8 protein-coding genes and 1 other annotated feature are annotated in these 11,835 nt (G+C 52.9%); all 8 genes read right to left on the bottom strand.

The genetic code is table 11. The annotated features are described in order from the left end of the window. Positions 1-268 precede the first annotated feature (268 nt). Entirely contained in the window at positions 269-505 is a 237-nt protein-coding gene (locus DQG23_RS15030; protein WP_113031684.1) for a hypothetical protein, read from the bottom strand. A 25-nt stretch (positions 506-530) separates the two neighbouring features. Then, the gene (ileS, locus tag DQG23_RS15025) at positions 531-3,611 is read right to left on the bottom strand and encodes an isoleucine--tRNA ligase (RefSeq protein WP_113031683.1); all 3,081 of its coding nucleotides are present in this window, start codon (positions 3,609-3,611) and stop codon (positions 531-533) included. Positions 3,612-3,659: 48 nt separating this feature from the next. Further along, positions 3,660-3,918, bottom strand: a binding site (T-box leader). A 91-nt stretch (positions 3,919-4,009) separates the two neighbouring features. Continuing rightward, entirely contained in the window at positions 4,010-5,644 is a 1,635-nt protein-coding gene (locus DQG23_RS15020) for a response regulator transcription factor (RefSeq protein WP_158560522.1), read from the bottom strand. 156 nt (positions 5,645-5,800) lie between these two features. Further along, positions 5,801-7,549 (bottom strand): cache domain-containing sensor histidine kinase, encoded by a 1,749-nt coding sequence (locus DQG23_RS15015; RefSeq protein WP_158560520.1) that lies wholly within the window; start codon positions 7,547-7,549, stop codon positions 5,801-5,803. Between the two features lie 16 nt (positions 7,550-7,565). Further along, on the bottom strand, positions 7,566-7,811 hold the full coding sequence (locus tag DQG23_RS42130) for a hypothetical protein (protein ID WP_158560518.1): 246 nt from the start codon (positions 7,809-7,811) through the stop codon (positions 7,566-7,568). 44 nt (positions 7,812-7,855) lie between these two features. After that, positions 7,856-9,469 carry a type 2 periplasmic-binding domain-containing protein gene (locus DQG23_RS15010; protein ID WP_113031680.1) on the bottom strand — a complete coding sequence of 538 codons (1,614 nt, stop codon included), beginning with the start codon at positions 9,467-9,469 and terminating at the stop codon, positions 7,856-7,858. Positions 9,470-9,728: 259 nt separating this feature from the next. Further along, positions 9,729-10,616, bottom strand: coding sequence for a carbohydrate ABC transporter permease (locus DQG23_RS15005; RefSeq protein ID WP_113031679.1), 888 nt, complete (start codon positions 10,614-10,616; stop codon positions 9,729-9,731). A 30-nt stretch (positions 10,617-10,646) separates the two neighbouring features. Beyond that, on the bottom strand, positions 10,647-11,612 hold the full coding sequence (locus DQG23_RS15000; protein ID WP_238177896.1) for an ABC transporter permease: 966 nt from the start codon (positions 11,610-11,612) through the stop codon (positions 10,647-10,649). Between the last annotated feature and the right edge of the window lie 223 nt (positions 11,613-11,835).

The following is an 11,835-nucleotide window of genomic DNA, read 5'->3' as shown; positions in this document are numbered from 1 at the left end:
TTTAAATGTTATTATACATGGTTCCGGAGAGTTCTATTTTGCTAAATTGATTTTAGCTATCATTACAAGCTGCTGAGACGAAATCTCACCTCAAAAATAGTGAAGATATCTATGAGGAGCGAGATTTCTTCGCTAGTGCTCGGTCAATGCTGCGCTAACTGGAAAACATGCAGCTAATTTTCGGAATATTCCTTGATTTGTAGATCTTAATGGAAAACCTACAGCTAATTATTTCGAAATCTACCCAAATACGAAGAAACGCCGAGAATTACCTGTAGTTTTTCCAGTTAAATGCCTTTTTTTCGCCTTTCAGGCGAAAATAGCTGTATGTTTTCCAGTTAGCGCTCGTCAGCACCGCTTCCCACCTCTTGTCCACACGCAGGTATTCGAACTCGATCCAGCTTGGTGCACGGATTCCATAACAGTCGGTCGCCTTGGCCAATCCATCCTGCAAGACTTGATGCTTTATGAAAACGCAGCGGGGTGCAGGCGAATTCGCCTGCACCCCGCCTTACTCCTAAGAGAAATCGCTACTCGATCAACAACCCGATCGAGTTGTCTCCGAACGAAACGTATTCCATCCCCGCTTCTTTCCCGAACCGGACGCTCGTCAGCAGCACGTTCTCGCGAAGCACGTGATCGAAACGCTCCAGTGCCGTCTGCAGCCGCTCATCCGCATCGAGAACCAGGTTTACCCGCTTCTCGATCGGAAGCTCGAGCTTCTTGCGGTAATCCTGAACCGCACGCACCACTTCGCGGACAAACCCTTCCTGCTCCAGCTCCACCGTAATCGCCGTGTTCAAAGCGACCGTAGTTTGATAGCCGGCTGCGGATGCAAAGCCTTCCTTCGCCTGCTTCTCGACAAGCAGCTCCTCAAGCGTAACCTGCAGCGCTTCTCCGTCGACCGTCGCCTCGAACGTTCCGCGATCGACAATCTCTTTCGCTTCGGCTGCGGAAAGCTGCTTCAACCGGTTTTGCAGCGGCCCGACGAATTTGCCGTATTTTTTGCCTGCGACCTTCAGGTTCAGCTTCAGGCTAAAGTCGACGAACCCGCTGTCGCCATGCACCAGACGGATCTCTTTGACGTTGATCTCGTCTTTGATAATGTCCTCGAACCGGCTCAGGCTAAAGCTGCGGTCGAGCGATACGAGCAGCTCGGACAGCGGCTGGCGCGTCTTGATGCCGGTATCGTTCCGCACGTTCCGCGCCAGCTCGACGATTTGCCGCGCCGTTTCCATGTCGTTCTCGAGCGCCGCGTCGATCGCCGACTCGTTCGCCTGCGGATAGTCCGCAAGATGCACGCTGTCATCGCCGCCGAGGTTGCCGTACATATCCTCGGCGATAAGCGGCGCATATGGCGCGATCATCCGGGAAAGGGTCAGCAGTACCTCGCGCAGCGTTTGGTACGCGGACACTTTATCCGGCGTCATTTCGCTGCCCCAGAAACGGTCGCGGGAACGGCGGATATACCAGTTGCTGAGCTCGTCGACGAACGCTTCCATTTGCTTCGCCGGATTGAGGAAGTCGTAGGCTTCAAGTCCTTTGCGGACCTGCAGCAGCGTGCTGTTCAGCCTCGACAAAATCCAGCGGTCCAGCTCGTTCTCGGACGCCTGCGCCGGATGCTCCTCCGGCTTGTACCCGTCGATCGTCGCATACAGCGCATAGAAAGCATGCGTATTGTTGATCGTATCGATCACTTTCGATTTGGCTTCGGCCACGATCTGCTTCGAGAACCGCTTGCTGTTCCACGGCGCGCTGTCGGCCAGGAGCGCCCAGCGGAACGCATCCGTGCCGAATTCGTCGATGATTTCCCACGGATCGATGACGTTGCCTTTGCTTTTGGACATTTTCTGCCCGTTCTCGTCCAGCACGTGTCCGGTCGAAATAACGGCTTTATACGGCGACTTTCCGTTATACAGCGTGGAAACGGCCAACAGGCTGAAAAACCAGCCGCGCGTTTGGTCGATGCCTTCGCAGATCATATCCGCCGGATATTGCTCCTGGAATAGCTTCTCGTCGCCGAACGGATGATGATACTGCGCGAACGGCATCGAGCCGCTGTCGAACCAGACGTCGATGACCTCCGGCGTCCGATCCATCGTACCGCCGCAAGAGCAGCGCAGCTTCACGTCGTCGACGTAAGGCTTATGCAGCTCCAGGCTTTCGTCGATCGGCTGAGCCGCCTTCTCCTGCAAGGCCTTAAAGCTGCCCGGCGCATATTCGCAGCCGCAGTCCCGGCACAGCCAAACGTTAAGCGGCGTGCCCCAGTAGCGGTTCCGGCTGATGTTCCAGTCGACGAGCTCCTCGAGAAACTTGCCGAAGCGCCCTTCGCGGATATGGGAAGGGTACCAGTCGATCTTGCTGTTATTCTCAATCAGCTGCTCCTTGACTGCCGTCGTCTTGATGAACCAGCTCTCCATCGCATAATACAGCAGAGGAGATTTGCAGCGCCAGCAGAACGGGTAGCTGTGCTCGTAACGTTCCTTCGCAAAGAGGAGACCGCGCTCCGACAAGCTTTTGACGATATCGACATCGCAATCTTTGACGAACCGGCCTGCGAACTCCGCAATTTGATCCGTGTAGCGTCCGGCCGAATTCACGACGTTCACGAAATCGATATCATGCTGGCGGGTCGTCCGATAGTCGTCCTCCCCGTGCGCAGGGGCGATATGGACGATACCGGTTCCGCTCGAATCGCTGACGTAGTCCGCATCGACGACGACAAAACCTTTGTTTACGCTAAGATAGTTAAACGGAGGCTCATACGGCGTACCTACGAATTCGGCGCCTTTATGTGTCGATAAAACTTCATAGCCGTCCTTGAACAGCTTCTCCGCAAGATTTTGGGCTACGACGTACACTTCGCCGTCCTGCTTCACTTTGACGTAATCGATGTTTTTGTTCATCGCGAGCGCAACGTTCGCCGGCAGCGTCCATGGCGTCGTCGTCCAGGCAAGGAACGTTTCGTTCCCGCTCTTGCTTCTGAACTTGACGGTCGCGCTCAAATCCTTCACGTCTTCGTAGCCTTGCGCCACCTCGTGCGAGCTGAGCGTCGTCTGGCAATCCGGACAATACGGGCTGACGCGATGGCCCTTGTACAGCAAGCCCTTGCCGTGAATTTCCGATAAAATATGCCACACGCTCTCGATATAATCGTTCGTAAGGGTTACGTACGGACGATCCATATCCGTCCAGTAGCCGATCCCTTCGGTCAGCTCCCGCCACTGCTTCTCATACTCGAATACGCTGCCTTTGCACTTCTCGACGAACTCGGCGATGCCGTACTTCTCGATCTCCTGCTTGCCCGAGATGCCGAGCTGCTTCTCCACGCCGAGCTCGACCGGGAGGCCGTGCGTATCCCATCCGGCTTTGCGGACGACGCGGTAGCCGGACATTGTTTTGTAACGCCCGATGAAATCCTTGATGACGCGGCCGAGCACATGCCCGATATGCGGTTTGCCGTTTGCCGTCGGCGGCCCTTCGTAAAAGACGAAATTCGGCTTGCCTTCGCGGTTGTCGATCGACCTCTTGAACGTACCGTCCCGCTTCCACTGCTCCAATACGCGAAGCTCGCGCGTTCTTGCTTTCTCTTTGACATCAACCTTTTGCATGCTTGACACCCTTTCTTCAAGTCAATAAATACAAAAAAATCCCGCCCCGTAAGGGACGAGATTGTCTCTCGCGATACCACCCTTGTTCCGCAACGATCACTGTTTAAGCGATCCTGCGGCACCTCGATCTGCGCACCATCATACGCGTCCCTTGTAACGGCGGGCTCCCGGGTCAGCTTACTCGCTTGCTTCAGCTTTCCTTCTCGGAGAGGATATTCGGCTAACTCTCGAACGTCGGCTTTCAGCGCGGGGCCGACTCTCTGGGGAACAAGGGTGTTAGCGTACTCGTTCTCGTCAATGAATTTATGCGATTCATTCGGATAAGTTCATTTTTACACCAATCCCAATAAAATGTCAACCATCCGCCACTCGCCCCTTACAGGCCGGAGGGTACGCGTTTATCGGCTTTTATTTTTATAATCGGTCGGCGTCGACCCGATAATCTCTTTGAATAATTTGCAAAAGTACCGGTACCCGGATATGCCGACCGCATGGGACACCTCGTATACTTTCATGTCGGTTTGGTCCAGCAGCTCCTTCGCTTTTTTCATCCGCACGCGGTTTAAATAGTCGGTAACGTATTCGCCGGTTTCCTGCTTGAACAATTGGCCGGCATAGGCGGCGTTCATTTCGACGGCGGCGGCAAGATCCGTTATGAGCAAATCCCGGTCATACTGCTCGTGGATGATCCGGCACATTTGCTGAACTTCTTTGCGCACGGTCATATGCTCCCGGACGATGCCGGACGACTCCAGCTGCAAAATCGCTTCCCGCCACCAATCGCAGTAATCGGACCATGTTTCGAGCCATTGAAGCTTCGACAAGAGCGAATGCTTCCTGCCGGAATCCGTCCAAGGCCCGGTTTCCATAATCGTTCTTGCCGCATGCTTCAGCTTGAGCGGGGAAAAGGGCGGCTGGCGCATAGTCGTCAGCTCCGTCGCCGCCTTTTTCAAATCCTCGACATTGCCGCCGTGGAACGCCCTGGCCGCAAGAGCCACCAGCTCCGCCTGATACAGCAGGGACCAGTCTTGGTAAACGATCGTGTCGTTAGCGGTAACAAACGCGGTTTGCTTATAGAAATAAGCGGCCAGCTTCTCCTGGCTGCTCCGGAACATCGGCAGCGTCAGCTCCGGCGAAGCGACGATCGAGTCGGCAAATAAGAAGCAGCCGGCCTGTACGATCTCCTTCAAGACGCCGAGACACCGGCTTGACCAAAAATGAAGCTTCGCCTGAAACGACGAGACCCCATATGAATAAGGAGCATGCAGCAATACAAGCAGCCTGTTCGTGCGGTAAGGATATACGCAAAAACCGAACGGTTCCTTCTCTCCGCCGCCTCCGGCAAGCAGCTTCTCGATCTCCCGGCCGGCTTCCCGCTGCTGCTTGTTCATTTCGGCAGCGGTTATTCGTTTATTTTGCGCCGCTTCATGCCAATCCCAGCCAAGCGAAAACAGCGCGAAATTGCTGCCCGGACCGCCCGACACCGTCAAGATCTGCTGCTGGAGCGTGTTGGCTGCAATTTGATCGTCGGTCGTGCCGTTGAGCGCATCCCCTGCGATGACGTCCTCCATCAGCTGCCTTTTTACCTCCCACTCCTCCTCCGATCTTCGTTTCTCGTGAATCGTCAGCTTCTCCTCCGCCTCCAGCTCGCGGGAAATGTCCTCGGCTATCGTGCGGCATGTCTCCAAAATTTGCTCGCTCGATTGCGTCGCTTTCAGCAAATATCCTTTCGCTCCGAGCATGATCGCTTTCTGGGCGTAGGCGAATTCGCTGTAAGCCGTCAAAAACACGACACGCACCTTCGGCCACCTGCCGCGCACATACTCCGCGAGAGCAAGCCCGTCCATCACGGGCATCGTAATATCCGTAAGCAGAAGATCCGGCAGCTCCTGCTCCATCATTTCGATCGCCTGCCTGCCGTTCACCGCAGCCCCGATCAATTGAAACCCCGCCTTATCCCATGGGATTCTTACGGAAAAACGCTCTCTGATCAGCTGCTCGTCATCCACGATAAGCACCTTCAGCTTCTGCATTCTGCTCCCCCCCGAACGATAAAGATCATTCAGTCTTTTATTGCGATCGATATTTATGAATGGAGTTCGCTTCTTCCGCACCGCCGCGCGTTGCTCCCAGCTCGAGACATTTCGCTGCCTGACAGCTGCCGGTCGCCGCATGCCAGGCGTGGGCTCTTACAGGGAATCCCTCGGCTTCCCGAGGGCAACCGGCAGCCTGATCTGCACGAGCAGCCCTTGCCCCGGCTCATTCTCGAGATGAAGTCCGTAGCTCTCGCCAAAATACAGCTGAATCCGTTCATGAATATTGCGGATGCCCAGATTGTTCAAGCCTTGGAACGTGCCGCCGCCTTCGCTTCTTTGCGTGAGTAAATCCTGCAATTTGGCGGGATCGATGCCCGGCCCCGTATCGGAAACCTCGATCGTGATTCCCCCGCTGTTTGCCATGTCTGCGGCGATAATAATGTGATTGCGCTGCTCCGTCAGGCCAAGCCCGTAAAAAATACTGTTCTCGATCAGCGTAATCAAGGTGAGCTTCGGCAGCGGCACAAACAGCGAATGTTCCGGCACGACGATATCGATATCGAAAACATCGCCGAATCTCAGCTTCATCAGATCGACATAATGGCCGACCTGCCGCAGCTCTTCCTCCAATGACACGATATCGCCGACTTTATCGATCGAATAATGAAGCAGCCCCATCAAGGAATGAATCATCGGGCCGAGCTCCTTGATCCGGTCCGTTTCGCACAGCAAATAGAAGGAGCTCAGCGTATTGTACAAAAAATGCGGGTGAATTTGCGATTGCAGCGTCTTCAGTTCCTGGTACCTCTTCCGCTTCTCCGCCTGCTTTAAATTTTCAAAAAGCTCCTTGATGTTGCTCATCATTTTATTGAAATTGTTGGCGATCGAAGCGAATTCATCATTCCGCCGCAGCTCGATGCGGGCATCCAAATTCCCCATCGCTCCAAGCTTCATCTGCCTTGTGATGCGATGTATCGGATTTTTGATATAGGAGGCCAGCCTATACGAAATGATAAGTGAAATGATCACCCATACGACCATGATCAAAGTAATTTGCCGATTTATAATCGTCAGTAGAGGGTAGGCTTCCGATTCGTTAATAACCGCAAACACGACCCATTCCCACCGGTTATTTTCTCGTTTGAGCACTTTCCAGGTACCTTCCGGAGCGGAAACGGTTTCAAATTCGCTGCCGCCGCTTATCGTCAGATGACGCAGCTGCTCCTTCATACGGTCCAAATATTGAAATTCGTCGTATAGCTTCGGCTCCCTGCTAGTAGCAATAAAATCGCCGTCCCGGGTATAGAGGAAAATGCTGCTCTCCTTCTCCTTCGAAGCCATCGATCTCACAAGGTTCGCGACATTGATATCCAGAGCAACAACGAGCGTTTGGCCGCTGACCGGGTTTTGAAAGCTTTTGGCAACCGTAACCGTTTGTCCTTGTCCGGAATCATGGGGCTTGCTCCACCAAAATCCGCTTAGCTCGGTTTCCTCACTGACTTCGGCCAGCCATTCCGGGGAGACGAAATATTTGAAGCCGTACGGCACGCTTGCCAGCAGCTTGCCATTCTCGATGACATAGAAGAAATGAATCTCTTCGGAATTAATCGTCATCATATTTTCCAGCGTCCGCGTATAATCCTCTTCGGACAGCTTGTTATAAATCTCCGCATTGGCGAGAAAAAGCAGCTGGGTCTGAATATTTTTCATATACGCCTTCAAATATTCCTCTACCTGAATGTAGGAGGCTTGCAGCGTTTTGACCTGATTTTCCTTGATCATCACGTAAATATTCCGGTAAGCGATAAAGCCGATTATAAAAAGCGCGCATAGAACCGACAGGAAGGATATCAGAAACACTTTCGTGCCGATGCCGGTAAACATGGTCTTGATCCGCCCCACCTTGCTCCCCCCGTTTCTATCCGCGCTGTATGCCGCGCGTCTCAGCCATTTTAACATGCACGCCCTTGTGCAGGCTTAAATAATTGTAGCTCAAGCTGCCTCGCTTCCCGCTTTCATGCGCTGCAGTCCGATGTAACCCAATTGGAATCGGGTTCGGCTTTCTTCCCTTGCCTGCAGTCCGAAAACGCCCGCTTACAGCGGCCATACAGCCATGTCCTGCCGAGCGCGGCTCCAGCGAGAAATCAGCAAGCGGTTTTCTCATTCCGAAAAAGCCCGGCGCTAACCGGGCCTTCCAACTTGTTTCAATTAATTGTCCGCCTTAAAGGTAAAAGTCTTGCCATGCGCTTTGGTGATTTGCTCCGCATAGTATTCGAAAATTTGCTTGCCGCCGTACTTGTTCATAAGCTCTTCTCGGTATTTCGGCCAGCTCGACGCATCCTTCTCCTCGAACAAAATTTTCGATTGGTACAAGTTCATTTGCTTGCGCACCGAGGCGAGATCCATTCCTTCCTTGACCGAAACGCTCGTGCCGATCGACGGCAAATATTTATAGCTGGAGATTTTGGCGAGAATCGCGCGGTCGCGGTCCGTCTCCCGCGGATCGACCACCTCAAGCCCGAGGGATTGCGGTTCCGCCGGCGTGAAGAAGCCGTAAATATCCAGGAAATTTCCGTTATCGGCGATATCCTTCTTGATCGCATCCGGAATCAGCTCGATTTTATTGCCGCTTTTTTTGTAATGTACGCCTTCTAACCCGTAATGCGTCAGCAGGAAGCCCTCTTCTCCCGAAAGCCAATCCAAAATTTCCGTGGACCGCTTCACTTTCGCCTCCGGCGTCTTCACGCTGAACAGAAACGGATAGCCGGGAAGCGGCTCCGTAAACACGCCCGAATTGGCCCAAGGGTGGAACGGCTGCCAATCGGCTTTCTGATCGCCCGTAACATCCTTCGTTTTCTTCTGATAGCTGACGGCATAATTGTCCAGCGCCGCTTCGCGGGTAGTGCCCAAGAAAATGCCCACTTTGCCTTGCACGATCGCATTTTCCACTTGGTCACCTTTATTCAAAAACCAGTTCGGATCGTACAGCTTCATATCCATCGATTTTTTCAGATCGTCCAGAGCTTGGCCCATCCGAATATCGGTTCCGGAGTCGATAAATTGTCCGTTATCCAAGTAAAATCCGGCAATAATGCCGTTCTTGAAAAATTCCGGGAAATCCCGCACCACATTGGCGCCGTTGCCTCCGGCCGTCATGCCGTACGTATCGTTCTTGCCGTTGCCGTCCGGGTCCTTCTCGACGAACGCTTTCATGACGGTAATCATATCGTCGTAAGTTTCAGGCATTTTTAAGCCGAGCTTGTCGAGCCAGTCCTTGCGGACATAGTAGCTGTAATATTGCTTTTTGGCGAAAGGCTTCGGCGCCCGCACATTCATGTCGAGCACTTGATATCGTTTCAGCACGTCCTCGGCAATCCAATATTTAAAATAATTCGGCATCGTTTGCGGCGTCACGACGCCGGAAATATCGATCAGCACTTTATCTTGGGCATATTTGAGCGAATCGGTCCCGCTGGCGATAAACATGTCCGGAATATCGCCGGAGCTGATTTTCATATTCAATTTATTGCGGTAGTCTTGTCCGTCCTGCATAAACTCGATTTTCAAGTCGACGTTGAATTTCTCATCGATCGCCTTTTTGACGAAATCCTTGTCCGCTGACGGCAGCGAGACGCCGTTCGGCGCTTGCACCATCCATTTCAATTCCAGCTTTTCCTTCTTCTCGGCAGCAGCCGGGCTTGGAGAAGCGTTGCCGTTCGCAGACGACGGCGAAGGCGATGCTCCGTTCTCCGCTTTCCCGCATGCGCTGGCCAGTAAGGCGGAGGAGACGAGCAGAACGGCTGCTTTAGGAAACATTTTCATATGGATGACCTCCCTCTCATTATCGTAACTCAGGTAAACAAGAATGAACACCTATCGGCATCATAAACGCCGGTTTATCGCAGGTTTAGAACCGCTTCCGCGATATGCTTCCGATAAACCCGCAAAACCTATGCCAATCGTTACCGTGCTTCAGCGGTCTTTTCGTGCGCGCCCTCACCTCCTTCAAGCGTGTAAATGTACGCGCTGCGTTGCTTTCGGCAGGTCGTACAACGCTTCATGCCGGCCGCATACGCTGCATTCAGCCCTTGATGGCGCCGATCATCATGCCTTTGACGAAATATTTTTGCAGGAACGGATAAACCGCGAGAATCGGCGCCACGGCTACGACGACGGTTGCCATTTTGATCGTTTCCGGAGGCAGCTGCTGCACCGTCGTTTGCAAAACCCCTAACTCCTGGCTGACGCTCGGCGATTGAATCATATTCCTTAGCACGACCTGGATCGGATACAGCGAGCTGTCCGTCAAGTACATAATCCCTCCGAAGTACGCGTTCCAATGGCCCACTCCGTAAAATAACCCCAAAGTCGCGATGATCGGCATCGACAGCGGCATAACGATCCGGAACAAGGTCCTTAAGTCGCCGCAGCCGTCCACCTTGGCGGCTTCTTCAACCTCCGCCGGCAAGCTTTCAAAATATGTTTTCATAATGAGCACATTAAACGTGGAGACCAGCCCCGGAATAATGAGCGCCCATAACGTGTTCATGAGACCGGTCGCCCGTACCGTCAAGTAAGTCGGAATCAGCCCGCCGGAAAACAGCATCGTAAATACTAACGCGAGCAGTATCGCGTGACGGCCCGGCAAAGACTTTTTGGACAGCGGATACGCAAGAAACATCGTAATGAGCAAGTTTAGCGCAGTGCCGACGATCGTGACGAACACCGATACTTGCAGCGCCCGGGGCACGACCTTGCTGCCGAAGATGGTTTCGAAGGCTTCAAAGGTCAATTTGCCCGGCCAAATGACGAAGCCGCCGTTGCGCATCACTTCCGTAAAAGGGGTTACCGACATAATGAACACAAAGTAAAGGGGAAATAAGGTCGCGAGACAAAATAACGCCATGCTTACATATAAAACGGCATCCACGACCCGGTCCGCTTTCGTTTTGTGTATGGCAAACGACATCGTACTGTCCTCCTCAAGTTTAACTTGCTGCTACCATACGCCCGATCCGCCGACCTTCTTGGCGATCTTGTTGGCGGCGATGACTAGAATAAATCCGATGACCGACTTGAACACCCCGACGGTGGCCGGAATGCTGAACTCCATCTGCTCGATGCCCCGCCTGAATATCCAAGTATCCAAAATATCGCCGACGTCATATACTCTCGCATTCAAGAAAATATAGACCTGATCGAAGCCGGCATCCAAAATATGACCGATGCGCAGGATGAGCAGCAGCACGAACACTTCGCGAATGCCCGGCAGCGTAATATGCCACAGCTGTCTCCAGCGGCCTGCGCCGTCCACGACTGCAGCCTCGTACAGCTCCTGGTTGATCGAAGCGATTGCAGCCAAGTAAATGATGGCACCGTAACCCGTGTTTTTCCAAATATCGGTGATGACCAGCATCGGCCTAAAAGCGGCGGATTGCGTCAGCACGTCGATGTCTCCCCAGCCCATATCGCGGAAGAAGACGCTGATCAGTCCGTTGCCGGGCGCAAAAAACGAGAACACCAACCCGTAAACGATAATCCACGACAAAAAGTAAGGGCCGTACGTAATCGTTTGTACGAGCTTCTTGAACCACATCACGCGGATTTCGTTCAAAATAAGCGCCAGCATCACATCCGGAACCATGTTGAATAAAATCCGGTAGATGCTGATGATAAACGTGTTCCGCAGCAGCTGCGGAAAATCCGGCGAACTGAATACTTCCCTGAAATTGTCTAGTCCGACCCACGGACTGCCCCAAATGCCGTCCATCAGGTTATAGTCTTTGAATGCGATAACCAGACCCGCCATCGGCACATAATGATAGATCAAGTAGTAGAGCAGACCGGGAAACATAAGCAAATACAACCAACGATGCCTGTACATCGATTTCCAGACCGGCTTTTTGCCGCCTTCCCAAGCACGTCGTTCCTCAGGTACATTCACGCTTTGCATATCCGTTTGCATTATTCCCTCCTCCTGAGAGCGACCATTTCCATGAAGCGCTTTCACTTGTTTCCCATTATAAAGTTGCGATATGGCCCGTTATAGACGTCTATTTTTAGAAATGTGTACAAAATATTCACATTTCCCAGACAACAAAAAACGCCCGGATGATCGATGTGGTCAAGACCCTTATTTGTGGACACTGTAAAAAGCCCTAGGCAACAAGCTGGCGTCGGTACTCAAC

The organism is Paenibacillus contaminans (genome assembly GCF_003285015.1).
In the GTDB taxonomy this organism is placed as follows: domain Bacteria; phylum Bacillota; class Bacilli; order Paenibacillales; family NBRC-103111; genus Paenibacillus_V; species Paenibacillus_V contaminans.
Note: the sequence above shows the minus strand (reverse complement) of the source record. Positions and strands in the feature narration are given on the sequence as shown.